Source organism: Vibrio cionasavignyae (assembly GCF_050337155.1).
GTDB lineage: Bacteria > Pseudomonadota > Gammaproteobacteria > Enterobacterales > Vibrionaceae > Vibrio > Vibrio nomapromontoriensis.
The window spans coordinates 79,236-104,350 of the sequence record NZ_JAKJSR010000011.1 but is presented as its reverse complement, the minus strand read 5'-3'; the positions used below and the strand labels follow the sequence as shown (position 1 = coordinate 104,350).

Below are 25,115 nucleotides of genomic sequence, written 5' to 3'. Positions count from 1 at the left end.
GTGATGGTAAAGACATAAACGTCATTCTACCTACGAAGAAGCTGTTATTCCTTGTTTTTACGCATATTCGATGAGTTCCAAGCGTGCCTTTAAGCATAGTTTAACGAATGATGAAATTGCGGGGCATTGGATATTGTTTAATGAGTTGTCGTTCAAACACGTCGCGGGGCATAGGTTTCGCGTAGAAATATCCTTGGCCTATATCGCAGCGCTCTCGTTGAATAAACTCGTGTTGTGCTTCACTCTCAACGCCTTCAACCACGACTTGCTTGTTCAGTTTTTTCGCAATGGTAATAATTGATCGTAAAATGGCCTTGTCCTGTTTGCTATACAAAACGTTACTTAGAAATTCTTTGTCGATCTTAAGTGCGTCAAAGGGCAGTTGTTTTAGGTAATTAAAGGAGGCATAGCCAGTGCCAAAGTCATCAAGTGCAAACATGACACCTTGTGCTTTGAGCTTTTCAATATTACTTCTTGCTACCTCGAAGTTATCGACTAGACAGCTCTCCGTTAATTCTAATTCTAGATTACCTGGAGGGAGTTCATGCTGAGTGAGCAGATCGGTGACTTTGTCTGCAAAGTCTAAGGCGCAAATCTGTTTGGCTGACACGTTGACAGATAAATGAAATTCAGGGGCAATTTGAATCCATTCCGAGGCTCGATCTATGGCGTTCCGTAACACGAAATAACCGACCTCGATAATGAGACCATTTTTTTCTGCCATGTGAATCAATGCTTCATTTGATACATCGCCCAAAACAGGGTGCCTCCATCGCAGTAAGACTTCAGCGCCAGTCCACTGTCCCGTGTCGAGGCTCACTTTTGGTTGGAAGTGCAAAATAAGGTCGTCATTTCGAACCGCTTGCAATAGGTAGTTCTCGAGCTGGTTGAACTCTTTTTGTTCAACTTGATCAGCATAGGAAAAGACGTTGACGAGAGTGCCTGACTCCTTACAGGCTACGGATGCTTGATAGGCATTATTAATAAGGTCAGTAGCGTTATTAGTATGGTAAGAGTTAGCTACGCCCATATAAGTGTGTAGATGAATTTCTTGCTGTTCAATGTTGAAGCCTTCACGAGCGACGCTAGAGAGGCTTTGGCATAAGTTGGGTAAAAACATGTCATCTAACGAGGGAACGATAGCTGCAAGGGCGATCTCTGTGGTGGAGATACGTGCAATATGGCTAATATGGGGGGTGTTTAAGTGGATCATATTTTCAAATTCATTCAATAACTGGTCAAAGGATTGATAGCCAATGCGCGCTTGTACACGCTCACCGTTAGTGAAATGAAGAAAAATGACCGATAGGTAAACTTTGCCAGATTTTACCGTGGTACTACGTAAGATACGTTGAAGAGCTAATTCGAACCCAGCCCTATTTAGCATTCTTGTCGCGGGGTCATGGGTGACTTGAAACTGCATTTGTGTGCCGAGTTCGCTGTGCTGACATTTTAACGCTTCGACCATGGCATCTAACTGGGCTATTTTCTTATCTCTGCTTTGTAGCTGCTGTTGAAACTCTTTTTTTGCGTGAAAAAGTTCTTGAGTTAAACGGCGCTGTGATAAGAATGTATCTATTTGAGTTACCGCTAATCTGAGAAGTTGATTGGTCTTTTCTGCTGTGGGGCATACGGCAAATACACCGAGTTGATAACCATGATGTGAAGCGGGTAAATACTGATAGTGTATATGCGCACAGTCATCAATAGAACAAAGTGGCGCTAATGCTGCCTGTAGAGCAGCTTTCACCTCTGCGATTTTTGGCTTGGCTTTTTTTAGAGTGAAAGGGTCACATACAGGCTGGTGACTATCGTCCTCAGGGTGGTGAGCCCATTGAATAATGAGCTGCTTGTCCTTGATAACGCACCACCCAAAGCACTTAACTGAATGAATAGTCAGGTGGCTATAGACGATGTCTGATAGTTTTCTATAATCAGACAAGTTTAGAGGATCGATTACGATAGTGTTTCCTGTTCCTTCCATTACGGGTCACCACATCCTGTGGGTAGTTATCAACGTCAATCCGACAAATGATGACGTTATACGCTGTGGTAAGTATATGTAATGAATTGAAAGGAAGAAAAGCGGCTTTCCCTAACAAGAGGAAAAGCCGAGGATACTATTAATTCGTCTCAAATTTGAGAGTGGGAGATGTTAAACGACTAAACTAAGGTGTTAGTGTTTTAAGCTTATTTACGTCAGTCCGTTTAGTGTAATCAATGCCATCTAGTCCAAAACCATTAAGGTTTAAGAACTCTTGTTGGAAGCCGTCAAAGTCACCAATGTCTTTAAAATTGCTTTCATTCATTTGACTTAAACGTTCCGCAACCAGTTGTTGAGTTTGTGGGTCTAATTCAAAATCGTCAACCCGTAGTAACCTCTCACCATCGACAGGCACGATGTCTTGACCATAAAGCTTAGTGCTAAACAGGCGCTGCATTTGTTCAATACAACCCTCATGCGTACCTTGCTCTTTCATGGTTTTGTACAGCGCTAATAGGTATGGCGTTAAACCGGGGATAAAAACACTCGCTTTAGTGACGAGCGCCTTACAAACCGCAGCGTAAGCGTTGCCGTTAAAATGCGCGAGCTCGAGGTTGAGTGCATGGCTGGTTTGATGTAAATCAACCTTGGCTCTGCCTAGCGTACCATCAAGGTAGATAGGGTGGGTGACTTCTGGACCGATATAAGAAAAGGCAATGGTTTTACATCCATTAGCAATAGAATCGGTATTGATGAGGGTATCAATCCAGTTTTCCCAGTCTTGCCCGCCCATAACTTTAAGTGTGCCCTCAATTTCATCGTCACTTGCAGGTTCTAAGGTGGTATTTTCCCATTGCTGTGTTTCGAGGTTAATAATCGCACCAGAAACACTCTCTCCAATTGGTTTAATCGCCGAGTGCCAATAGTTGCCGTCTTCTTTTGTGCGGCGTCCAGACGCTAGACTATAGATAATGAGGTCTACTTCACCTTCAAAGTAGGTTTCTATCGCCTCAATTACTTGTTCACGCGTTTCAGTTGAATAGGCGTCACCAATAATGTTAATTGCTTGGCGACCGGCTTGTTGGGCACGACGTTTAAAGTGGATATTGTTGTACCAACCTGCAGAACCAACGCCCTTTTCAGAAGGGCCGTGCTCAAACGATACACCAATGGTATCGGCTTCTGCGCCACCAAATGTTAATGCGATGCGTGCCGCTAAGCCAAATCCGGACGAAGCACCCAAAATCAATACGCGTTTCGGACCATCTTTGATCGGATCTGCGGATTTTACGTATTCAATTTGATTATCGACCGCTTTTTTGCATCCTTCTGGATGGGCAGAGCGAGCAATAACACCGCGAATAACTGGTTCAATTATCATTAATTACAACCTATCTAAGACGATGATAAAGAATTAGGGTAACGTAATAATAATTAGTCTACATTGAGCTAGACCATTAAAAACGGTGTTTTTAAGGGACTAATCTGAGCAAATTAGCCCTTTAGAGGGAGGCTATATGGTCGGTGAGGCTAATTATTAACCATGTGTTTTCGTTAAAATCTATACATGCCTCAATATCAAGTTTAATGGTTCGCTAAGCGTCCGTCGTTTGATGAGTATATAATTTATAGATAGGGTCGAACTTCATTAGCAACGGTCTCGGCTATAAATGGCTGAGCTTCGGGTTTTGGGTGTAGGCCATCGTCCATCATCCATTCGGGCTTGGTGATGACTTGCTCTAAGAAGAACGGAATCAAAGGGGTGGCACTTTGTTCAGCAATTTCAGGGTAGATAGCTTCAAACATTTTTGCATACCTTTTACCATAATTTGGTGGAATGCGAATCTGCATTAGCATAACCTTTGCCCCTGCATCTTCGCTCATTCGTATGAGTTGCAGCAGGTTGTTTTTTACGATGTTGGGCTGAAATCCTCTAAGCCCATCGTTAGCGCCAAGCTCGATAAGGACATAATCTGGTTGATGGCTGTCTAGTAAAGAGGGTAATTTGGCTAAGCCATTTCCCGTTGTGTCTCCAGATACACTGCCGTTCACTACGGAGACGGGGCGATCAGCCGTTGACAGTAAGTTTGGTAGCAATGTGGGCCAACTCTCTTCGGCTTTCATATTGTAACCGGCACTAAGGCTGTCACCGAGAATCAGTATTGAGGTGGCTTTAGCATGGAATGATGCTAGGGATAAAATAAATAAAACTATAAAGGAACGTTGCCAAATCATGAGTTCTTCCATCATAAAAGCCGAATCGGTATCAAAAGTAGTGTCTACGAAAACCGAGCAATTAACAATCCTAGCAAACGTAAATCTTGTCATAGATCGTGGCGAGTCGATTGCTATTGTTGGCTCATCTGGAGCCGGAAAATCGACGTTAATGACGCTACTTGCTGGCCTGGATGTGCCAAGTACCGGCGATATTGAGTTATTAGGGAAAAAAATATCAACACTCGATGATGAGGCGCGAGCAGAGTTAAGGAGCCAACATTTAGGGTTTGTTTTCCAAAGCTTCTTATTGATTCCAAGTTTAAGTGCACTAGGGAATGTGACTTTACCGTGTCTATTAAGAGGGGAAGCCGAGGACGTTGAAAAAGCAACGGCTTTGTTGGAGTCGGTTGGCTTAGGTCACAGGCTCGATCATCTTCCTTCTCAACTATCCGGAGGTGAGCAGCAACGAGTCGCTATTGCGAGGGCGTTTATGACCAACCCTAAAATTCTATTTGCTGATGAACCAACAGGTAATCTTGACCAAAATACCGCCCATAAAATAGTGGAGCTGTTGTTTAATTTGAACCAAGAACACGGTACGACACTTGTTTTAGTGACGCATGACCTCTCTTTAGCCAAACGATGCGATCGAGTGTTCCTTATGAACGCGGGTCAATTAACTGAGGATCACTAATATGTCTTCCTCTGTGAATAAGCGTTTATTGCTGTGGAGCGTTGATGAAATAAAGCAAGGTCAACTTTGGCCGATTGCGCTTTCATTGACGATGATTATTGCCTGTATTTTTGGTTTGGCGGCGCTCGCAGAACGCATGGAGCAGGTGATCGTAAAACAGGGTAAAGACGCGTTGTCTGCGGACACTATATATATTTCCGACAATCCTATTTTAGACGCTAATCTTGAATTATTTGCCAACAGCGACGTAGAGGCCTCTTTCTATACTCGTTTTGCTACGATGTCTTTTAGTGACTCAGGCATGCAATTGATTACGGTTAAGGCGGTTGATGACGCCTTTCCGTTACGCGGTACGCTTACTTTAGCATCAGATGAGCATCAACAACATCATGTTGGTCAAGATGAGCTGTGGTTAGATGAAAGAATTGCCGATCAACTTAATGTTAAACAGGGGGATATAGTTGCGGTAGGAGACGCTGAGTTAGCGGTGAGCGGTTTGATCGTTGAAGAACCAGGTATTAGCTTTAACCCGTTTCAACAAATGCCAACCGCTTATATTCATCAAAACTCCGTCGAAGAAACAGGGGCGATTCAATTAGGGAGTCGCGTACAGTTTAGAGCATACCTAACCGGAAGTGACGACGTCCTTGCTGACCTGAAACAAAACATTACTTTGTCTCCGAGTGATCGCTGGCGGGATAAAGATTCAGCAAGCCGCAGTAATGATATTTTTGAGCGAACCACACAGTATTTGTCTCTGACCGTAGCCATTATCATTATTATGGCGGCGACAACGCTGGTGCTGACCTGTCAGAACTATGTCCAAAGCCGTCGAAAAACCGTTGCGATGTTGAAAAGCCTTGGAGCGAGCAAACGCTGGGTAGTGCGTTGGTTAGCAATACAGGCTGGGTTATTGGTAACTATGGCTATTGTGGTCGGCTTGCTGCTTGGGGTTGGTTTAGAATACTTGTTACGTATTCCATTGACAGAGTTGTTGCCTAATCCTTTACCAAGCTATGGCGTGCTGCCAGCTGTGATTGCTGTTGCGTCAAGCTTATTGATTGGTATTCCTGCCCTGGGTATTCCGCTGTATAAACTGGTATCCGTTTCATCGGTAGAAGTTCTGCAAAGTGCGGATGAAAAACGCTTCGGATGGATTTATTTACTGCTTGCTGTGCCCCTTATTCCGTTAGTGGTTGTTTATCAAAACAACACGCTCATTTGGATTCTTCTGGCCGGGATCGCGGGCTTATTTGGAGTGTTGGGTGCGGTAAGTGTTATGTGTACTTGGCTGTTGGGCCGAATCTCACTGCCAGTTTCCCTGAAATTAGCAGTGAGTCGCATCAATCGCAGTAAACGACACACCGCGCTTCAGTATGGGGCGTTGGGGCTGTCACTGATGTTACTCACAACCATCTGGTTGGTTCGAACTGATTTGTTAAGCGATTGGCAAAGAACGTTGCCAGCAGATGCTCCTAATGCATTCGCTCTTAATATTGCCGAACATGAAATAGAGCCCTACCTTCAAATTCTTGACGATAATTCGGTTCAGCGTTCTCAAGCATTCCCTATTTCACGTGGTCGTCTAGTTCTAATTAATGGCAAGGACGCGCAACTTGCTCAGCAGCAAGGGGAGGAAGGCACCGATGCCCTTAGCCGAGAGTTAAATTTCACTTATTCGACAGCCATTCCAGATTATAACGACGTCGTTGAGGGGGCTTGGAGCACGACAAATGGCGTTTCGGTGGAACAGCAAGTTGCAGAGAGCCTAAATATCAAAATTGGTGATGAACTCGGCTTTACGGTTAATGGTCAGGACGTATCGGCGAAGGTGAATTCGATTCGCTTTGTTGAATGGCGAGACATGAAGCCTAACTTCTATTTCATTTTCACTCCCGATGTAATGGAGTCAATCCCAAGCGCTTGGTTAGTGAGCTTTAGAATTGAGCAGCAAGACAACGCGTTGATCTCATCATTGTCTCGGCAGTATTCGACCGTTAGCCTTATGGATATTCGTATCATGGGTGAAAAAATACAGTCATTATTGTCACAAGTAGTGTGGTCAATTACGGTACTCGCTGCGCTTGGTGTGCTGGCTGGGATATTGCTCATCTTTACTTTGTTGCGCTTAAGTCTTGCGCAGCGTCAAGATGAGCTACGTTTATATAGAACACTCGGAGCCAGTCGTCAGCGTATTATTCGAACCATTTGGTCTGAATATGGCGTCATGGCGTTAATCGCAGGTCTTGTTGCCACATTAGGGGCTGAAATTGTCGTTGGTTTAATTATGAAGTTGGGCTTTGAACTGCCGTGGGTCTGGCACTTGTCCACTTGGTTCATAGTACCGATTCTTGCTTTTGTCACATTAGCCGCCGTATTGTTTTCTTTGATTCGACAAATGCTTAGTATCAATAATAATGGGATATCATAAGGTTTAATCACGCTGTTTTTGAGTTATCCACAAAAACGGTGGATAACATTTGGGATAACTCACAAGTAAGAATCCTGACATAAAAGCATAACCATTGATGTATCGGTGATGGCGCGAAACTTTAGGTGTGAAATGTGTTTTCAACAGTTATTCAGTGAAATTATGTCAAGAAAAACATTATGAAAAATGTGATTTTTTTTAATAGCCTATCACGATAAAATAATGCTTCTATATAACGATAAAAACTAAACGAATTAACGATAAAAACGAATCAATGAACTCAGTTAATGCTCAGGTAACCAGCGGTAAAAGTGTTGCCATTATTGGAGGTGGAGTTGCGGGCGCTACTGTCGCACTCTACTTAGCAAAGCAAGGTGTTGAGGTGACATTATTTGAGAAGAACGTTGGTTTAGTTAGCGGTCCACCGATCTGCCATCTTCATGCTGGTGGGAATTTGTATCGAGAGCTGTCCGTCCAAGATTGTATTGCTTTACTAAAACAATCTATCGCCTTTGTTCGCTTCTTCCCTCATACCGTTAACCGTCGTCCGACTGTGATTGCGATACCGCAGAGCGATAAAGGGGATCCTGACGCCTTACTTCCACGACTGGAGTTGCTTAAAAACACTTACCAACAGCTAGTCGAAATGGATCCGCATAACAAAGTACTCGGTCATCCAGAGCAGTATTATCAGCGTGTTGAACGCGAAGAGCTGGAAGCGCTGATTGGTAAGCAAGGTGGGTCTTCGCCAGAAACAATCTATGATTGGTTAACCCCATTTGCTAATCATACCGATCTCGATAGTCTCAAATATCCTATTTATGTCGTGCAGGAGTATGGTCTTAGCCTGTTTAGGGTGGCTGCCACAATTGAATTAGCGGCCGAGCAACTGCCAAATTTAACGATACGCACAGGTGTTAAGGTTGATCATGTCGCACCATGTGATAATGGGATGACGATAACGAGTGATGATCTTTCACTTGAACATTATGCTTATGTTATCAATGCCTGTGGGTTTCGTACTGGCATTATTGATGACCAAATGCATTACCGTCGACAGCGCATGGTGGAGTTTAAAGCCGCTTACGTCACTCATTGGGAAACCCCAAACAACGAAAAGTGGCCAGAGGTTATTTTTCATGGTGAGCGAGGTACGCCCCGTGGCATGGCACAACTGACGCCTTATCCAGATGGTTACTTTCAACTTCACGGTATGACGGGAGACATCACCTTGTTTAAAGATGGGCTGGCACACTCGAGCTTAACTAGTGCACAGCCTTGTTTGCCTCACTATCTTATAAGTAAAGTAGAGAAAGGATGGTCATTTGATGTGCAAAACCAGCGTTCGCTGAGTGCTATTGCCCACCTGAGTCAATATGTTCCCAGTTTCGCAACAGCACTTCCTGCGGGGAAACCATTATATGGTGCACAGCAAATACCGGGCACCAATCCAAGCTTAAGAACCGCCGATGTCAGTTTTGAAGGCGAAAACTACGCTAGACTAGAGATAGTGAAAGCCTCTTCAGCGTTAGAAGCGGCGAAGAAAATTACCGAAAGGTGGTTTGATGTCAGAAATATAGCGTCTTCGCTGAGTAACGACTTTACTTTAGATGTGGTGGAGCAAAGAGGCAAAGCCTTAGCTCTTTCACGTGGTTACCCTGAATCGTTGGCAAAAGCTTATTAGAGCGTATCGCCATACGTGAATATCACTATATGTGAATATAGGCGATAGGGACGTATTAAGATCAATTGCTTTCTACGGGCGGAAAAATTGCGATGTATAAGCTGGTTACGCTATACTTTCCGACATAAAAAACAAGGAGTTGGCTAATGAATATCCTAGTAACAGGCGGAGCAGGCTATATTGGTAGCCACACGTGTGTTCAACTTATCAATGCAGGTATGACGCCTGTCATTTTTGATAATCTCTATAACAGTAAGTTGGCCGTTCTCGATCGCATCGAAAATGTTTCGGGTACACGCCCGATATTTGTTGAAGCGGATGTGAGAGATAAGGCTGCATTGGTTAGTGCACTCAAGCAATATAGTATTGATGCTGTGATTCATTTTGCCGGTTTAAAAGCGGTCGGTGAGTCAGTTGAGAAACCGTTAGAGTATTACGACAACAACGTGAATGGTACGTTGGTTTTGGTTGATGCGATGCGAGACGCTGGCGTCAAACATATTGTTTTTAGCTCATCGGCTACTGTGTATGGTGATCCTGCGTCTGTACCTATCACAGAAACGTTCCCTTTAAGCGCAACCAACCCTTATGGGCGTAGCAAGTTAATGGTGGAGGAGTGTTTAACTGATTTCCAAAAGGCAAATCCAGATTGGACCATTACGTTACTGCGCTATTTTAATCCTGTTGGTTCGCATCCAAGCGGCGAAATGGGGGAAGATCCTCAGGGTATCCCTAATAACTTAATGCCATTTGTGTCACAAGTTGCTGTTGGCCGCCGTGAGTTCCTATCGGTATTCGGTAACGATTATCCAACAAAGGATGGTACTGGCGTTCGTGACTATATTCATGTGATGGATCTGGCGGACGGGCATATTGCGGCATTACAAACGTTAAAGCAGAACAAAGGGCTGCATATCTACAATTTAGGTACTGGAAATGGTTACAGTGTACTTGATATGGTAGAAGCCTTTAGCCAAGCGTCGGGCAAAGATGTTCCATATAAAGTGGTTGATCGCCGACCTGGTGATATTGCTGAATGCTGGGCAGACCCGAGCAAAGCAAACCGTGATCTAGGCTGGAAAGCCGTACGAACACTTAAAGATATGTCTGAAGACGGATGGAAGTGGCAATCAATGAACCCAAATGGTTACCCTAGCGAATAACGTGAATAGCCAACAATTTAGTGAAATGTGACTTAGAAAGGCGTGTAATGCGCCTTTTTTTGATCCACATCGTGTTGTTTAGTGATTAAAAAGTGTCATGTTGTTATTTTTTTGATAAAATGGTCTCGCAACTTAATAATAAGTGCGAAATTTCTTTTGAATTGTAGGGGAACTCCATGGAGTTAGCGCTCATCATTGCTTTTGTCGTTACCTCAGCGGTAATGGTTAAAAAAGAAATGGCTAAAAAATAACATCATTCATACCTTTTAGTTACATATTTTTAAGTGAATGAATTATTGAACGAAAACCGGCTTAGGCCGGTTTTTTTGTGTCTCAAATTCGACATTTCCAACAAAAAATATTTGTCGTAACGGATAAAAATTATCGTTTTATTTTTAACTGCTAAACTCTTAAGGTGCACGCTCTTTCCGGTCATTCGTATACCGGCGTTTCACAATCCAAACAACAAACTATATCTAAGAGGATACTGCCATGCGCATTGCGATTCTATCTCGCAACGAAAACTTGTACTCAACTCGTCGCCTTAAAGAAGCAGGTGAAGCGAGGGGACATCAAGTGGATATCATTGATACCCTGCATTGCTATATGGATATTACGAGTAGTAGCTCGAAAGTTCGTTATATGGGTGAGGAATTGCCACAGTACGACGCTGTTATCCCGCGTATTGGTTCTTCTATTACCTTTTACGGAACGGCAGTGGTTCGTCAATTCGAAATGATGGGAACATTTTGTGTTAATGAATCGGTAGCAATTAGTCGCTCACGCGATAAGTTACGCTCGCTTCAATTGCTTTCTCGTAAAGGTATTGGCTTGCCAAGAACTGGGTTTGCTAGCAAGCCAGACAATATTCAAGATCTTATTAAGAATGTTGGCGGTGCGCCACTAGTGATCAAGCTGTTGGAAGGCACTCAAGGTATCGGTGTGGTATTGGCGGAAACAACTAAGGCTGCAGAAAGCGTCATCGAGGCGTTTATGGGGCTTAAAGCCAACATACTGGTTCAAGAGTTTATTGAAGAAGCAAATGGTGCAGATATTCGTTGTTTTGTTGTCGGCGGTAAAGTGATCGCTGCAATGAAACGCCAAGCCGCAGAAGGTGAGTTCCGCTCAAACCTTCACCGTGGTGGCAGCGCTCAACTTGTTAAACTTTCAAAAGAAGAGCGTGCGACAGCAGTAAATGCAGCTAAAGCGATGGGCCTTAACCTTTGTGGTGTTGATATTCTTCAGTCTAAAAATGGACCGGTAGTCATGGAAGTGAATTCTTCTCCTGGCTTAGAGGGTATTGAAAAAGCAACCGGCAAAGATGTGGGTGACTTAATCTTCGATTTCATTGAAAAAAACGCAAAGCCAAACAAAAATAAAACCATAGGACGTGGCTAAATGGCAAAAGAGCTTGTTATTGCGGGCGTAGAAATACGCCCTGGTGAAAGAAAAGAAATCAATATTCCCGTAGCAAAATTGTATACCGATGCTGAGGTTTCCATACCGATTCAGGTTATACGCTCTAAGAAGGAAGGGCCGACAGTTTTTGTCAGTGCGGCTGTACATGGTGATGAGTTAAACGGCATTGAAATTATTAGCCGACTTATCGCTGAAAATTTAAAATTACAAAACGGTACGCTTATTTTCGTTCCAATGGTGAATGTTTATGGCGTACTGAACCAAAGCCGTTACATGCCGGATAGGCGCGATCTCAATCGTTGTTTTCCGGGTTCAAAGAAAGGCTCGTTGGCAGGAAGGTTAGCGTATACGTTTCTAAATAGTATCGTTGCTCACTGTGACTACGGTATTGATTTGCATACAGGGGCAATTCATCGCTCTAATTTACCGCAGATCCGAGCTAACTTAGACGACCCAGAAACAAAGCTACTTGCGGAGGCATTCGCAGTACCTGTTCTATTGAATGCAAACATACGCGATGGTTCACTGCGAGAAGCTGCAGTCAATAACGGCGCTCGCGTACTGCTTTATGAAGCAGGGGAAGCATTGCGTTTTGATGAACTGTCGATTCAAACAGGCGTGAAAGGCGTAATTCGCGTCCTTAAAGCGTTAGGTATGATCCGTAAACGAATTAAAGCGGCGAATACTGAACCGTTTATTGCAAACCGAAGCGATTGGACGCGTGCCGATGCGAGTGGGTTTGTTAAAGAGTATGTCGCCTTAGGCTCTAAGGTAGAGAAAGGAGACATACTGGCTGATATCAATGGACCGCTAGGTAATAATATTAGCCAAGTTACGTCAAACAGAGCTGGCATCATTATTGGCAAGCAAAACATTCCGCTTGTGCAAGAAGGTGAAGCTATGTATCACATCGCGTATTTTGGAGATTGCGCTGAAGAGGTATTTGAACACATCGAAATCATGCAAGATTCGATTGTTCCTGTAGAACCGAGCATTTAAATTATGCCAAACACATATAACGATCGAATGATCATTGGTAACTTAGAGCTGTGTAGCCTTCCTGAGTTTGGGATCACTGACCTAGAAGTTCGCATAGATACTGGCGCTAAAACGTCGTCTCTGCACGTTGATAATCTTACTCGTGTTAAGCGCGAGGGGCGTCTGTACGTTCAATATGATTTGCACCCAGATATTTATCATCTAGAGCAAATTGTACATTGCGAATCTTTGGTTATCGATTCACGACGCATTAAGTCGTCTAATGGTGATACAGAGCAGCGTTGCGTTATACAAACCTTGTTTCGCTTAGGCGACAGAGAGTGGCCGATTGAAGTGACGTTAACCAATCGTCAAGATATGTCTTATATGATGTTGTTAGGGCGTGAAGCGATGATAGACAAAGTTTATGTTGATCCGGGTAAAGCATTTCTAATTGATTAGCGCTTGCTATGGATGTGAAAACATTGTTGATTTTAGCTTGAAAGAGTAAGTCATTCGCTTGTTTCTCCTTTTAGCATGTTCAACTACTAGTCTCTTGACCTATTAGTATGTTGACCTATTAGTATGTTGAACTAGGCTAAAAGGGGATTATCGAGACCGCCTGTAGGCGGTTTTTTCGTTATTGAGCGTTGTCAAAGCCTAAATGATTCACTTTTCCGCTGGGTTATAACTCGCGACATAAAAAAAGTAGAGCATTTGTGGGCTCTACTTTGACTAGGAGGAAGGGGAAGAAACGCGTTACGCTGGCTCTAATTCGTTATCACTTTCCATATCGTAGTCGTAATCTTTTGATGCTTCACGATATTTTGATTTACTGTTAAGTGTATGGAACGCTTTTCGACCACGAGCAAGTCTTACATACTTAAGCCAAGTGTGTTCAAGTTTACTTTTTGCTTTACTTGGGTTGTCGATGACTTTTAGGAAGTGCTTTTCATCAACGTTTTCTGGCGAAATGGCACCTAGCTCAAGCGCTAACATGGTTTCACCAAAAGTTACCAAGATGTCTTCTTCTAGAAGCGTAAAATCACCGGACTTAGCAAACCCACGAGGGAATTTTGCGGCGTCATAAAAACGTTTTTTACCGTGGCGAAATTGAGTATCAGTCATAGCGTTCTCAATGAAAAATAGAGTGTATAGCAATGTGGTTAATTGGATTTGTTGTTGAACCTAGAGGTTGAGTAGCAACAAATTCCGGTGTTATTTCAACGCTGAAAATAGAGCGAAACCGAGAAGAAAGGAAGTGAATTGTTTTTGTCGAAATCATAAAAACTATTTATGATTTGCGCGATGTTAATCGGTAGAATGATGAGTGAATTATTAAAGAAGCTCAGTGAGTTAGAAACTGTTTGAGAGTGGGTTATGGATGTAAAAGTATTTCAAACTTTCCTTGAAGTCGCAAAGGAAAAGCACTTTGGACGCGCGTCTGAGAACTTGTATATTACACAAGCTGCGGTGAGTGCGAGGATCAAGCAATTGGAAGAGCATTTTGATACCCGTTTGTTTACGCGGCACAGAAATAATATCCAGTTGACCTCTGCCGGAGAGCGTTTAGTGGGTTACGCTGAAGTTATGGTGTCGACCCTTAAACAGGCGACGTTTGACCTATCGTTAGAGAGCAATAAAGCGCTGCAATTAACGATTGGCGGTACACCCAATATATGGGATGCCTATTTACAAAATTGCTTGAGTGTCGTGACCGATTCTCTGAGCGGTTATGGCTTTGTTGCTGAGTCTTTGGGGCGAGAGCAATTAAACCGTAAGCTGTTAGAGCGTACCTTAGATCTCGCGTTCTCGTTTGACCCATTTAAACTTGAAGAGTTTAAGAGTCATCAGATTTCGGAGCTTCCCTTAGTGCTGGTTTCAACACAGCCGCATCTTCTAGAGGAAGTCTTTAATGATAAGTACGTCTATGTGGATTGGGGAACGCAATTTAGTTTTGAGCACGCAGAGCGCCATCCTAACATTCCAGCGCCTTATTTAAGGACTTCGACTGGACGTATTGCATTGGACTTTATTTTAGAGAAAGGTGGCTGTGCTTATCTGCCGTTAATGCTAGTAGAGCCGTTTATTGAGTCTGAACAGTTGTATGTTGTGTCGGATTCGGAAGCATGGTCGCGCCCTCTATTTGTCAGTTATCGTAAAAACAGCACAGCGATTGAGGCAATTTTACAAGTGGAAAGCCTAATCAACACCATTGAGCAGTCGCCGTCGTTTTTAATGCAACAAGCAAGTGACTCACCAGAGTAGATTGGTCATATTAATTTATTATCATTGGTGAATAAAAATACCCGCTAGTTTAAGCGGGTATTTTTTTGTTAGTCTTAAACGACGTCTTTCTATGAAAATGGTTGTGGCAATTAGTAGACGCAGGTTATGCCGCTGCCAGGGTGAGGTTGTTCATCCAGTGACGCTTAAGGTAGCGATGGAAGCATAAGCCTAATTTCACCACTTCTTCCATAAGCATACACGCGTAAACGACTGGAAATTCAAAGCCAAAGACAAAAGCACCAATAGCAGTTAGCGGCAATCCGACCGTCCACATAGAGATAAAATCCATACGTAAGCAGAACTTGTTATCCCCGCCGGCTCTTAAAATCCCATTAATGATGATCAAATTCAGCATGCGTAGCCAGATAGCGCAGCACATAATGACCATCACAGGGGAAGCGAGTGGATAGAGTGCCTCACTTGTTAGGTTTAACCATCCGAGAATGGTATCTCGGCTAGTAAGTAATAAGCCTCCCACCACAATGCCGAAAACAAACACAGCTTTAATGAAGAACTTTGACATACTAAATGCATGTTCAAACTCGTCTCTGCCTAAAGATTGGCCAAGCAAAATTGAGCAAGCCACAGAAATACCAAAAAACAGCGAATAGCAAAGAGACTCGAACGGCCCAATCATACTAAATACGGCAAGTTCCGTTGTACCCATATGGCCGAAAATGACTTGATACATAAGTGTGCCCATTGCCCATAGCACGGCATTAATTGTCGTCGGAACCGCCAGTTTCTTATACGAGTCCCATAATCGGGTATGGGAGTCGAGTTGTTTCACCTGTAGTAACCAATGTTGGCGATAGTGAAGGCAACCCCAGATTAATGCCACTTGTAATAAGCGCGAAATTGACGTCGCGAGTGCTGCGCCAGCGACACCCATAGCAGGCACACCAAAGCCGCCTTTAATAAGCCAGAAATTCAAAGCAATGTTGACGATAATCGTCACGCCGCCCAATAATAAAGGCGTGACAGCGTCACCGGATGAGCGCATGGCAGATTCGGCAACAATCACCAAGTGAGTAAGAATTAATACCGGAAAGGCATACCATAAGTAGGTCGAACCTAATTCGATAACTGACATATCACTGGTTTGCAGCATCATGATAAAGCTTGAAAAGACGGTAATCACGAGCGTGACAGGGATGAGAAGTTTGGCACCCACAATCATTGAAAGCTGTGTTATTGTCTTTGCAGAACGTTTGTCGTTACGTCCCCAATATTGAGCAACAAGGACACCGTTCGCAGAGGCCATTCCAGCCATAATCATGATCGCAACGAAGTGCCATTTAGAGGCAATACCAACGGCAGCTGTCGCTTCATGACCAAAATCGCTGACCATAAGCACGTCAGCCATTGCTAAAATCGCAACCAGTGCGCTTTGAATAGCAACAGGAAAACCAAGCTTCACGACAGTGGCAAGCATTTGGTTTTGAGTAGCATTCTTAGATGACAGAGAGTGAGTGTGGGTTGTCATAGCTGCTCCTTAAACAGTGTGATTAGCGTCAAGAATTTTGCGTGTAATATAAGGAAATCCCTCGGGTATAACCATGTTCAAAAATAAACAAAACCTGTGCAAATCAATCATTGGACAATTCTCCATCAAATCGACATGGGGAGATGAAGTGTATCTATCCGACGAGTGCGAAGAGCGATTTTTAGCGGAAAGTGATATACCCGAGTTCAAATCCGAAGATATCTTTATGGCTGGCATGGCTAACTTGGTGGATGGCTATCATGTGGAGCGTAAAGGCGTCGATGTACACACTTTGTTATTTACCATAGAGGGTGGCGGGGTGTTAACGACGGAAACCTCAGTGGAAGCGATTGAACCTTACTCTATTGTCGTATTGCCTGCGCATCAGCCGTATCGTTTTGAACTCAACCCGCAATACAAGCATTGGCGTATGATTTGGTTTTTACCCAAGGAAACGACGCGTTGGCAGCCTGTTGCTGAACTCGGGCAAAAAGTGCTGCCTTTTCATGATTGTGAGCGTATGTGGGCATTGATGACGTTGCTCTACCACGATATTGGAAAACGATCGAGTTATCGTAAGCTTTTGGTTAGCGAAGTGTGTCGCTTGATCACGGGCTTTGAAACGCCCACATCAGACTCTACCGTTCGCGTTCAAGCGTTGTTTAATTTGATCGAAAGTCAGTTACACTTGCCATGGACAGTACAAGCGATGGCAGAGCGTACGTTTTTAAGTGAAGTCCAACTCGGACGTATCTGTAAACAACTCTATGGTATGTCGCCGAGAAGTCGGCTGATTAACTTAAGAATGGATAAAGCGTGCGATTTGCTCCGCAATAATGATTGGACCATTGGCATGATTGCAGAGCGACTAGGGTACAAAGACCCTTTTAACTTCACCCATCGTTTTTCTAAGCATGTGGGTCGTTCACCCTCGGAGTTTAGAAAAAGAGTCATCGATACGCTTTAAATAGGAATCGATGACGGTAGATACGGAAATTGGATGAGCAGTTAACGACGATTTTAGTTTAATGGCTTAGATAAATTGTTTTAGCCACTGTTCAAACTGAGATTTGGGTAACGCGCCGTTCAACTGTTCCACTTTCTGGCCGTTCTTAAAGACCATAATGGTTGGAATGCTGCGAATTTGATAGCGAGCAGCGAGTTGCTGTTGCGCTTCCGTATCTATTTTAACGAATCTGACACTGCCGTTGTGTTCCGACGCGGTTTGCTCAAATACCGGAGCAAAACCGACGCATGGGTTACACCAAGGGGCCCAGAAATCAACGATGATCGGTTGGTTGCTGTTTAGCAGGGTGTCAAAGTTATCGGCAGTCCCTTCAATTGGGGCGCCATCGAGCAGTGGACTTTTGCATCGGCCACAGTTAGGGGACTCTACAATACGTTCTGAGGGGATGCGGTTAACGCCCTTACAAGAAGGACAACGTGTATTAACGGTAGACATGAGCTTTCCTAATGGTGTTTTTTATGTGCCATGGCGGTTTAACACTAACGAATAACAATAGAACAATACGATTTAGTGCGAAATAACCACCGTGTCCTTTTGATAATAAGAATATCGAAGACAAAAAGACTTCACAACTAGTCTTCACACCAAGCTTTCAGAATTAAAGTCAGCATGGAAAACTATCAAGACAAGAGTGATGCTAAGTAGGGTTCTGATAGACTTTCTGTTACACTCGCGTCCCTTTATTTTTCTTGTTGGCGAATTTATGTCAGACACTACCCAATCTTCGACCCAAAACGTAGAGTCGAGCTTTGCTCAGTTTTCACTTAGTGAAATAATTAACAATAACTTAGACAGCTTAGGATACCGTTCGCCAACGCCAATTCAAGCACAAGCCATTCCACATGTATTAGCTGGCAAAGATGTGTTAGCAGGGGCGCAAACCGGAACCGGAAAAACGGCTGCGTTTGGTGTCCCATTGATTCAACAATTAATGGATAGGTCAGCGACGCCAAGACGCGCGCACAACGCGATACGCTCGCTTATTCTGACCCCAACTCGTGAGCTAGCGCAGCAAGTCTTTGATAACCTGATCCCATTAGCGCATGAAACCGGTATCAAAATTGTTGTCGCGTATGGCGGTACTAGCATGGGGGTGCAAACAAAGAACTTAAAAGGTGGTGCCGATATACTCGTTGCGACACCGGGTCGTTTGCTTGATCACCAACATGTTCGCAATATCACGTTAGCTGAGTGCGAATACCTGGTCCTAGACGAAGCAGATCGAATGCTTGATATGGGTTTTATGCCTGATCTAAATCGCATTCTTAGACGCTTACCAAAGGCGCGTCAAACCTTGATGTTTTCAGCCACCTTCGAACAACGAATCAAAGCGTTGGCGCATCGAATTATGTCTACTCCGGTTGAAGTACAAGTCACGCCAGAAAACACGACCGCTGATACAGTAACGCAAATGGTGTACCCGGTAGATAAAAGCCGAAAACATGAACTGTTGGCGTATTTAATAGGTTCAAAAAACTGGCAGCAAGTATTGGTGTTTACCAAAACTAAGCAAGGCAGTGATGCGTTAGCAAAAGAGCTAAAATTGGATGGAATCAAAGCTGCGTCAATTAATGGTGATAAGAGCCAGGGCGCACGCCAGAAAGCGTTAGATGACTTTAAGTCTGGGCAAGTAAGAGCGCTTATTGCAACCGATGTCGCAGCGCGTGGTCTTGATATTCAACAGTTAGCGCAAGTGGTTAACTTTGATTTACCATACAAAGCGGAAGACTATATACACCGTATTGGTCGTACGGGCCGTGCTGGGCAAACGGGCTTGGCTGTGTCGCTGATGAGTCATGATGAGCAGTACTTGCTAGAAGCTATCGAAAGGCTACTAGATACTCGCCTACCACAAGAATGGTTAGCTGGATTTGAACCAAAGCCACTGAGTGAAATTGAAAGCGACAAACCAATTAAAGGACGCAGCCGCTCTTCAGACAAACGTCGCATGAAGGCGAAAATGAAAATCCACGCCAATCGCGGTAAAAAGCGTTAGTTATACTTTATCGTTAATTGTACGTTATCGTTTATTCTAGTTTGCACGAGTAGCATAGAAGGCGGCCACATCTCTTAGGTCGTCTTCGTTTAGGTTTTGTAATTGCACCTTCATCATTTCAGACATTGCTCCGCTTCTCTCACCCAATTTATACGCCTTCATCGCATTAAATAAATACAATGGATCTTGCCCATTTAGGTTGGGGTAGTTAGCTTGTGTCGGCGCGCCATTTGGATTATGGCAAAACACACAGCTCGGTGATTTTTGCTCACCTAAATTGGCATCACCAAACCCACTAGCCGAAACAGTAAAACTCACTAAATACGTCGAAAAAACAACAGCCAAAAGACGAAGCATAAGTATCCGATAGAAGTATGAACAAGACGTATAGTGTAAACCTTTCCCTTAGGGTAGGCTCAAGGGGTTTTTGAAGCTTGATTGGACTGAATCAATAAACGTTGAGTGACTTTGAAACGTGCGCTAGGTTGGATATAAAACGGTAGCTTTGATAGAGATACCGTTTTATTACTAAGCAACAAATGATTTGTCGTAAAGAGAAATATTCCTGGGTGGATTACAACAACGTCTTCAATGCTTGGATAAACACATCAATGTCTTCGGACGAAACATCTTTATGTGTGACAAAGCGAATAGGGTTGCTGGGGGTAATGGTTATGCCATCTTTTGATAGTTGCTGAGCGATGGCGTCAATATCAACCGACTCATCAAGCTTGGCAAAGACAATATTCGTTTCTACGAAGTCTGCGTTGACACTAAAACCATCAAGCGCATTCAGTTCACTCGCCAATTTTTTTGCGTTAGCGTGATCAATTTTTAATTGGCCAACTTGTTCTGTAAGCGCAAGCTTTCCTGCCGCTGCAAGTATACCGGCTTGGCGCATGCCACCACCTACCATTTTGCGCAGTCGTCTGGCTCTTTCAATGAAAGCACGGTCGCCGAGTAACAGTGAACCAATTGGGGCGGCTAGTCCTTTTGAAAGACAAATGGTCATTGAATCAAAGTGTTTGGCAATCTCTTTAACATCGATATCAAGCGCCGCTGCCGCGTTGTAAACACGAGCGCCGTCAAGGTGTAGTTTTAAGCCGTGTTCATCAACGAATTGTCGAGCTTGCGCCAAGTAAGACATGGGTAGAACTTTACCGTTAATGGTGTTTTCTAAGCTTAATAGGGTGGTTCGTGCAAAGTGACTATCGTCCGGTTTTATCGCAGCTTTTAGTTTTTGGAAGTCCAACGTCCCATCAGGGTTGTTTTCAATCGGCTGTGGCTGAATTGATCCAAGCACAGCTGCACCGCCAGCTTCGTATTTGTAGTTATGAGCTTGCTGACCACACAAGTACTCATCACCACGTTGGCAATGTGCCATTAATCCAAGTAAGTTTGCTTGTGTGCCTGAGGTGGTAAACAAAGCCGCTTCGAACCCATGACGCTCTGCGGCCCATGATTCTAGGGCATTGACTGTCGGGTCATCTCCGTAGACGTCATCACCGACAGGGGCATTTGCCATCGCTTCACGCATTGCTTGCGTGGGTTGTGTAACGGTATCTGAACGAAAATCCATTGAAACTCTCCTAAATATATTCACACAGCGTTGCTTTACTTAGACACGCTATCGTTTTGGCGTCAGTGATGCAACCATCAATTATCTTCTGTTGCAGTTGTTTAAGTGACATTGTCACGACTTCGATAACCTCATCATCATCGCAAGTATGGGAACGGTTTGGGGTAAGCTGTTTGGCTATGAACAGGTGTTGTATTTCATCGCAAAATCCCGCGAGTGGCGTGACTTGCCCAAGGGATGTCATCACACCAGCGTGAAAGCCCGTTTCTTCAATAAGCTCTCGGTGCGCGCAGCTCATTGCATCTTCGCCTTCTTCAATCGTCCCTGCGGGGATCTCGAGTAACCATTTTTTTAAAGAAGGTCGATATTGATTGATCAACACGATGTCACCGTTTTCGGTGAGAGGGAGAATAACCGCCGCACCCGGATGTTTTATCGTGGTGTGAGTCACGGTATTCGAGTTAGGCAGTGTGATGTCTTCTTCGACCAAGGAAATAGACTTCCATTGGTGAATAATGCGGTTTGCCATAAGGTCATCCATTGAAGCTCTGTGTTTTACAACGTAATCCGTTGTCTGCTTTGTTAGTGCCAGTGAACAGACTTGTCATGTTGTATGTAGAGCAGTAGTAAGCGTAAATGTAATATGAGCACAACATGGCAAAAAAGTCGATGGGTGAGAAGGTTAACGTTGTGTCATTATCGGATCGAAAATGGAAACTAGGGTTGCCTGTCTGTCTCGTTGTTAAAAAACTCTGTATATCAGGAAGTCTGTGATTTTATGATGTTTTAATAGGTGTTGCATGCTTGGAGCAGATAGTCTCAATTTAGCGATGATGGTCGCTGAATCCGGAATCATTGATTCTGCGGTGCGGGATATTGTTCAACAAACCGACCTGCTCGCAATGGGGAGTGATGAAGGGGTTAAACAGAGCTTTACTGCTTCAATGGCCAAGTGGACAAAGAGCGTCAAGCGTAAACTTATTAAAGATAATGGAACGGATGAATTACAAGCTGAGCTGACGCTCTATCAACATGTTGTGTATTTGTCCGAGCGAGAGTTTCAAGAAGAACTAACCAGCGTGGTCGCTCAAATTCCTCAGCAATCGCCATTTTACCAAAACGCGCAGCGACTATCATCAAATCCTCATTCATTACCTGAGTCGCTATTCGCTCGTCAGTTTTGTAAATACTGGTACGAAAGCCTCGTATCTGCCGTTGAAGATAAACAGCGTGAAACGCTTGATGAGCAAAAATCGAAGTATCTTAAACAGTTGTATCAGAAAATTGAGACAATAAAGGATATGGATAACCTCCATAAAGAAGGCAGTGGCCACACACTGGGTCGTTTATGGGATTTAGCCGGGTCAGAGCTAACCAAACAAGATTGGAAACACATTGAGCGAGTCGCCGCGTACCTTGAAAAAAACGCTGAGTTGAAAAAAATTGCTGATCAGCTTGGGAGGATGGCGCAAGATGTTGATGCTCCGGAGCTTAACAAGGCGGAATGCGTTGATAACGTGGTGGTTGAGGAGAAATGTGACTTCGCAACCGATGACATTGTCGGCATTCATGAAAGTAATGACATTAACAAAATGCTACCTAATGAAGCCATGTATTTGGCGGACCCTGCATTGGAAACAGTATTCTATCAACATCTTGTCGAAAAACGTCTTCTGACATATAAAGCGCAAGGTAAGCAACGAACCGTAAGACAATGGCAAACACCTACGCAGATTAATGGCAGTGCAGATAAAGAAAAAGGACCTATGGTTATCGCGGTTGACGCTTCCGGTTCCATGCATGGCGCTCCAGAAAAGTCAGCCAAAGCGATGGCATATTCATTAATGAAAATGGCCTCAGAACAAAAGCGCGAATGCCAAGTGATTCTATTTTCATCAACCTTTATTACCTATGACTTAACCGCAAAAAATGGTTTGAAAGAAGCGTCTGATTTTTTGTCTTATGGTTTTAAAGGCGGCACTGATTTAAGCAAAGTACTGAGCTATGCTGTTGACGTGATGCAGGGCGAGCAATACAAAAATGCAGATCTTCTTGTTATTTCGGATTTTATTACCCCAAAACAAGATAGCGAAACAATAATGAAGGTATTGTCTCTTAAAGATAAATACAATCGTTTCCACTCTTTATGCCTATCGAAATATGGAAATCCCGAGGTGCTAGATTTGTTTGATAATCAGTGGCGTTATCACCCAAGCGTAGTGGGGCAATTCATTAAGAATACGTCGATGAAGCTTCATCGAGAAAAACCAAAGTTCGCAAGTACTATGGGGTAACCTCTCATACTTTAGGCTAAGAGATAAACTGCTATAGCGGTACGGTTTCTATTAAAGTAACGTTAAATCAATTGGATATAGTCATGTTTAATGTTATGTGCGACATTAAACATGAATGAAAAATCTTGTAACATAATGTCAACAAATGTATAAATTTACTTATGCATTCTAATTTGTGCTCAGAGGTATAGGCATGATCAAACCCACAATCGTTTCCCATGCTGACAGAGCGTTAAGGTCAGAGAGAATTACCAAGCTAGCGGCTGCGCTATCTGACGGCGTTTACGAGCGAGAAGAAACCATTAAATTGTGTCTGCTTGCGGCCTTAGCTGGAGAGAGTGTTTTCTTACTTGGGCCTCCAGGTATTGCAAAAAGTTTGATTGCCAAGCGCCTTATTCAAGCCTTCGATAACAGTAGTTATTTTGAGTATTTGATGACGCGCTTTTCGACACCAGAAGAAGTGTTCGGTCCATTAAGTATTCAAGAACTTAAGGATAACGGACGCTATTTACGCCTAACAAAAGGCTATCTACCTACCGCTCAAGTGGTGTTTTTGGATGAAATCTGGAAAGCCGGGCCTGCAATTCTTAATACCTTGCTCACAGTAGTCAATGAGAAAACGTTTAAAAATGGCAGTGATATTGAGCGTGTACCTATGCGCCTCTTGGTTTCGGCGTCTAATGAGTTACCTGATGAAGACAGCGGTTTGGATGCCTTATATGACCGCATGTTGGTACGTATCTTTGTCAACCGCATTCAAAATAAGCAAAACTTCAAATCAATGTTAACCGTGGGAACGCCGCAAGAGGCTAAGATTCCGGATGGTCTGGCCATTACGGATGAAGAATACCACCAGTGGCAGCAAGATCTTGAAACGGTAGAACTCAGCGATGATGTTTTTGAAAAGTTATATCAGCTAAAGCAGTTACTAGAAACGGCATCAGATGAAAATAAATCGCGCTTATCTGAGTCGGATCTGTATGTTTCGGATAGACGATGGAAGAAGGCCGTTAAACTATTAAAGGCGAGCGCATTTTTTAATGGTAGAGACAGTGTTAACCCGTTAGATCTATTGCTACTACAAGACTGTTTGTGGAATAGCCCTGAGTCACGAGAAATCGTAAACAACGTGGTGCATGACTTTGCTTTAAATTACGCGTTTGATCAGCAAGAAGTATTTCAACAAATTGAAGACGGTAAAGAGAAGCTAGCTGAACTGCAAGAAGAGATTGAAGCTGAATATGCGATGCCAATTTCAATGGAAAGCACAACTGGGCTACTAAGAAAGGACGTTTACCAATATGACACCAGCATTGCCAAATCCTATAAAGTGGGGCCGGCAACCGATTTGATCAAACTGGTATTGCTTCGCAGTAACTTATCGGTATCTGAAAGTGAAAAAGGCGATAGTCGCTGGGTTTACATCCCTCGTGATGAACTGAACCGGACGATTAAGGAAGGTGGCGGGGATGTGTATGGTTATGTGAACCAAAATACTCATTTATGTCGCTTAAAAATTGATTTGGATGCGGCTAATAATTTGGTGATAAAGGATATTGCCAATCGCTCTGTGTTAACAACGTTGGTGACTAAGTCGGGTATTGATGAGGACTTACACCTCGAGTGGGAAACACAAGCTCAACAAGTCTTGGCTCAGCTCCACCACGCAGAACATCACTTGCGCTCAGTCCGCTCTAAATTCCATGGTGCATTGCCGCATAATTTTATTGATCCTATGATCCCAACGGAAATGGAAGTGAGCCTTCAAACGGTGACAAAAACGCTAGAAAGTACCAGTTCAGAAAGTGAGAAAGTCATACAGCGAGTGAAAGGGTTGCGATCATTCTTTGAATAAATCGGTCATCACATACTAG

General features: G+C 43.6%; 21 protein-coding genes. 12 read left to right on the top strand and 9 right to left on the bottom strand.

Annotated elements, in window-relative coordinates:
• Positions 1 to 100 precede the first annotated feature (100 nt).
• From L4D74_RS06270 to L4D74_RS06260, 3 genes are all read right to left on the bottom strand, one after another.
• A complete protein-coding gene (locus L4D74_RS06270; protein WP_428751278.1) occupies positions 101 to 1,984 on the bottom strand; it encodes a putative bifunctional diguanylate cyclase/phosphodiesterase in 1,884 nt (627 codons plus the stop codon).
• Between the two features lie 184 nt (positions 1,985 to 2,168).
• Positions 2,169 to 3,365 carry an enoyl-ACP reductase FabV gene (gene fabV, locus L4D74_RS06265; RefSeq protein WP_428751277.1) on the bottom strand — a complete coding sequence of 399 codons (1,197 nt, stop codon included), beginning with the start codon at positions 3,363 to 3,365 and terminating at the stop codon, positions 2,169 to 2,171.
• Between the two features lie 245 nt (positions 3,366 to 3,610).
• The gene (locus L4D74_RS06260) at positions 3,611 to 4,219 is read right to left on the bottom strand and encodes an arylesterase (RefSeq protein WP_428751276.1); all 609 of its coding nucleotides are present in this window, start codon (positions 4,217 to 4,219) and stop codon (positions 3,611 to 3,613) included.
• Between L4D74_RS06260 and L4D74_RS06255 the strand changes: the two genes are divergently transcribed.
• The 7 genes from L4D74_RS06255 (at position 4,218) to L4D74_RS06225 (ending at position 13,032) form a co-directional block, all read left to right on the top strand.
• Complete coding sequence (locus L4D74_RS06255; RefSeq protein ID WP_428751275.1) at positions 4,218 to 4,895, top strand: ABC transporter ATP-binding protein; 678 nt, start codon at positions 4,218 to 4,220, stop codon at positions 4,893 to 4,895. The two genes, L4D74_RS06260 and L4D74_RS06255, sit on opposite strands and share 2 nt — an antisense overlap.
• A gap of 1 nt (position 4,896) precedes the next feature.
• On the top strand, positions 4,897 to 7,326 hold the full coding sequence (locus L4D74_RS06250) for an ABC transporter permease (protein ID WP_428751274.1): 2,430 nt from the start codon (positions 4,897 to 4,899) through the stop codon (positions 7,324 to 7,326).
• Positions 7,327 to 7,600: 274 nt separating this feature from the next.
• Positions 7,601 to 9,010 carry an FAD-dependent oxidoreductase gene (locus L4D74_RS06245; protein ID WP_428751273.1) on the top strand — a complete coding sequence of 470 codons (1,410 nt, stop codon included), beginning with the start codon at positions 7,601 to 7,603 and terminating at the stop codon, positions 9,008 to 9,010.
• 146 nt (positions 9,011 to 9,156) lie between these two features.
• Positions 9,157 to 10,173, top strand: coding sequence for a UDP-glucose 4-epimerase GalE (gene galE / locus L4D74_RS06240; RefSeq protein WP_428751272.1), 1,017 nt, complete (start codon positions 9,157 to 9,159; stop codon positions 10,171 to 10,173).
• A gap of 492 nt (positions 10,174 to 10,665) precedes the next feature.
• Positions 10,666 to 11,571: a 30S ribosomal protein S6--L-glutamate ligase gene (rimK, locus tag L4D74_RS06235; RefSeq protein WP_265673958.1), complete on the top strand. Its 906-nt coding sequence runs from the start codon at positions 10,666 to 10,668 to the stop codon at positions 11,569 to 11,571.
• On the top strand, positions 11,572 to 12,591 hold the full coding sequence (locus L4D74_RS06230) for a succinylglutamate desuccinylase/aspartoacylase family protein (protein WP_428751270.1): 1,020 nt from the start codon (positions 11,572 to 11,574) through the stop codon (positions 12,589 to 12,591).
• A 3-nt stretch (positions 12,592 to 12,594) separates the two neighbouring features.
• On the top strand, positions 12,595 to 13,032 hold the full coding sequence (locus tag L4D74_RS06225) for an ATP-dependent zinc protease family protein (RefSeq protein ID WP_265673956.1): 438 nt from the start codon (positions 12,595 to 12,597) through the stop codon (positions 13,030 to 13,032).
• A 297-nt stretch (positions 13,033 to 13,329) separates the two neighbouring features.
• Here L4D74_RS06225 and L4D74_RS06220 read toward each other — a convergent pair whose 3' ends face one another.
• Complete coding sequence (locus L4D74_RS06220) at positions 13,330 to 13,698, bottom strand: MaoP family protein (RefSeq protein WP_265673955.1); 369 nt, start codon at positions 13,696 to 13,698, stop codon at positions 13,330 to 13,332.
• 252 nt (positions 13,699 to 13,950) lie between these two features.
• Here L4D74_RS06220 and L4D74_RS06215 point away from each other — a divergent pair, with 252 nt between their 5' ends.
• On the top strand, positions 13,951 to 14,838 hold the full coding sequence (locus tag L4D74_RS06215; protein WP_428751269.1) for a LysR family transcriptional regulator: 888 nt from the start codon (positions 13,951 to 13,953) through the stop codon (positions 14,836 to 14,838).
• A gap of 124 nt (positions 14,839 to 14,962) precedes the next feature.
• On the opposite strand, the gene L4D74_RS06210 is transcribed toward L4D74_RS06215, so the two are convergent.
• Positions 14,963 to 16,345: an MATE family efflux transporter gene (locus L4D74_RS06210; RefSeq protein WP_428751268.1), complete on the bottom strand. Its 1,383-nt coding sequence runs from the start codon at positions 16,343 to 16,345 to the stop codon at positions 14,963 to 14,965.
• A 73-nt stretch (positions 16,346 to 16,418) separates the two neighbouring features.
• On the opposite strand from L4D74_RS06210, the gene L4D74_RS06205 reads away from it, so the two are divergent.
• On the top strand, positions 16,419 to 17,312 hold the full coding sequence (locus L4D74_RS06205) for a helix-turn-helix transcriptional regulator (RefSeq protein ID WP_428751267.1): 894 nt from the start codon (positions 16,419 to 16,421) through the stop codon (positions 17,310 to 17,312).
• Between the two features lie 66 nt (positions 17,313 to 17,378).
• Here L4D74_RS06205 and trxC read toward each other — a convergent pair whose 3' ends face one another.
• Complete coding sequence (trxC, locus tag L4D74_RS06200) at positions 17,379 to 17,807, bottom strand: thioredoxin TrxC (RefSeq protein WP_428751266.1); 429 nt, start codon at positions 17,805 to 17,807, stop codon at positions 17,379 to 17,381.
• 268 nt (positions 17,808 to 18,075) lie between these two features.
• Here trxC and L4D74_RS06195 point away from each other — a divergent pair, with 268 nt between their 5' ends.
• Positions 18,076 to 19,368 carry a DEAD/DEAH box helicase gene (locus L4D74_RS06195; protein WP_428751265.1) on the top strand — a complete coding sequence of 431 codons (1,293 nt, stop codon included), beginning with the start codon at positions 18,076 to 18,078 and terminating at the stop codon, positions 19,366 to 19,368.
• 36 nt (positions 19,369 to 19,404) lie between these two features.
• Here the strand turns inward: L4D74_RS06195 and L4D74_RS06190 are convergent, their stop codons facing one another.
• The 3 genes from L4D74_RS06190 to L4D74_RS06180 all read right to left on the bottom strand — a co-directional run bounded on the left by L4D74_RS06190 (position 19,405) and on the right by L4D74_RS06180 (position 21,476).
• Positions 19,405 to 19,725 carry a c-type cytochrome gene (locus L4D74_RS06190; protein ID WP_428751264.1) on the bottom strand — a complete coding sequence of 107 codons (321 nt, stop codon included), beginning with the start codon at positions 19,723 to 19,725 and terminating at the stop codon, positions 19,405 to 19,407.
• A gap of 217 nt (positions 19,726 to 19,942) precedes the next feature.
• Entirely contained in the window at positions 19,943 to 20,947 is a 1,005-nt protein-coding gene (gene ltaE, locus L4D74_RS06185) for a low-specificity L-threonine aldolase (protein WP_428751263.1), read from the bottom strand.
• Between the two features lie 10 nt (positions 20,948 to 20,957).
• Positions 20,958 to 21,476, bottom strand: a complete 519-nt coding sequence (locus tag L4D74_RS06180; RefSeq protein WP_428751262.1) for an NUDIX hydrolase — start codon at positions 21,474 to 21,476, stop codon at positions 20,958 to 20,960.
• A 271-nt stretch (positions 21,477 to 21,747) separates the two neighbouring features.
• Here L4D74_RS06180 and L4D74_RS06175 point away from each other — a divergent pair, with 271 nt between their 5' ends.
• Both L4D74_RS06175 and L4D74_RS06170 read left to right on the top strand, forming a co-directional pair.
• A complete protein-coding gene (locus tag L4D74_RS06175) occupies positions 21,748 to 23,241 on the top strand; it encodes a VWA domain-containing protein (protein WP_428751261.1) in 1,494 nt (497 codons plus the stop codon).
• A gap of 193 nt (positions 23,242 to 23,434) precedes the next feature.
• Complete coding sequence (locus tag L4D74_RS06170; RefSeq protein WP_428751260.1) at positions 23,435 to 25,096, top strand: ATPase RavA domain-containing protein; 1,662 nt, start codon at positions 23,435 to 23,437, stop codon at positions 25,094 to 25,096.
• Positions 25,097 to 25,115 lie beyond the last annotated feature (19 nt).

Bases quoted from the DNA above. Each gene is read 5' to 3' on its own strand.
- L4D74_RS06270 (WP_428751278.1), bottom strand. From the start codon at position 1,984: ATGGAAGGAACAGGAAACACTATCGTAATCGATCCTCTAAACTTGTCT.
- fabV (WP_428751277.1), bottom strand. From the start codon at position 3,365: ATGATAATTGAACCAGTTATTCGCGGTGTTATTGCTCGCTCTGCCCAT.
- L4D74_RS06255 (WP_428751275.1), top strand. From the start codon at position 4,218: ATGAGTTCTTCCATCATAAAAGCCGAATCGGTATCAAAAGTAGTGTCT.
- L4D74_RS06260 (WP_428751276.1), bottom strand. From the start codon at position 4,219: ATGATTTGGCAACGTTCCTTTATAGTTTTATTTATTTTATCCCTAGCA.
- L4D74_RS06250 (WP_428751274.1), top strand. From the start codon at position 4,897: ATGTCTTCCTCTGTGAATAAGCGTTTATTGCTGTGGAGCGTTGATGAA.
- L4D74_RS06245 (WP_428751273.1), top strand. From the start codon at position 7,601: ATGAACTCAGTTAATGCTCAGGTAACCAGCGGTAAAAGTGTTGCCATT.
- galE (WP_428751272.1), top strand. From the start codon at position 9,157: ATGAATATCCTAGTAACAGGCGGAGCAGGCTATATTGGTAGCCACACG.
- rimK (WP_265673958.1), top strand. From the start codon at position 10,666: ATGCGCATTGCGATTCTATCTCGCAACGAAAACTTGTACTCAACTCGT.
- L4D74_RS06230 (WP_428751270.1), top strand. From the start codon at position 11,572: ATGGCAAAAGAGCTTGTTATTGCGGGCGTAGAAATACGCCCTGGTGAA.
- L4D74_RS06225 (WP_265673956.1), top strand. From the start codon at position 12,595: ATGCCAAACACATATAACGATCGAATGATCATTGGTAACTTAGAGCTG.
- L4D74_RS06220 (WP_265673955.1), bottom strand. From the start codon at position 13,698: ATGACTGATACTCAATTTCGCCACGGTAAAAAACGTTTTTATGACGCC.
- L4D74_RS06215 (WP_428751269.1), top strand. From the start codon at position 13,951: ATGGATGTAAAAGTATTTCAAACTTTCCTTGAAGTCGCAAAGGAAAAG.
- L4D74_RS06210 (WP_428751268.1), bottom strand. From the start codon at position 16,345: ATGACAACCCACACTCACTCTCTGTCATCTAAGAATGCTACTCAAAAC.
- L4D74_RS06205 (WP_428751267.1), top strand. From the start codon at position 16,419: ATGTTCAAAAATAAACAAAACCTGTGCAAATCAATCATTGGACAATTC.
- trxC (WP_428751266.1), bottom strand. From the start codon at position 17,807: ATGTCTACCGTTAATACACGTTGTCCTTCTTGTAAGGGCGTTAACCGC.
- L4D74_RS06195 (WP_428751265.1), top strand. From the start codon at position 18,076: ATGTCAGACACTACCCAATCTTCGACCCAAAACGTAGAGTCGAGCTTT.
- L4D74_RS06190 (WP_428751264.1), bottom strand. From the start codon at position 19,725: ATGCTTCGTCTTTTGGCTGTTGTTTTTTCGACGTATTTAGTGAGTTTT.
- ltaE (WP_428751263.1), bottom strand. From the start codon at position 20,947: ATGGATTTTCGTTCAGATACCGTTACACAACCCACGCAAGCAATGCGT.
- L4D74_RS06180 (WP_428751262.1), bottom strand. From the start codon at position 21,476: ATGGCAAACCGCATTATTCACCAATGGAAGTCTATTTCCTTGGTCGAA.
- L4D74_RS06175 (WP_428751261.1), top strand. From the start codon at position 21,748: ATGCTTGGAGCAGATAGTCTCAATTTAGCGATGATGGTCGCTGAATCC.
- L4D74_RS06170 (WP_428751260.1), top strand. From the start codon at position 23,435: ATGATCAAACCCACAATCGTTTCCCATGCTGACAGAGCGTTAAGGTCA.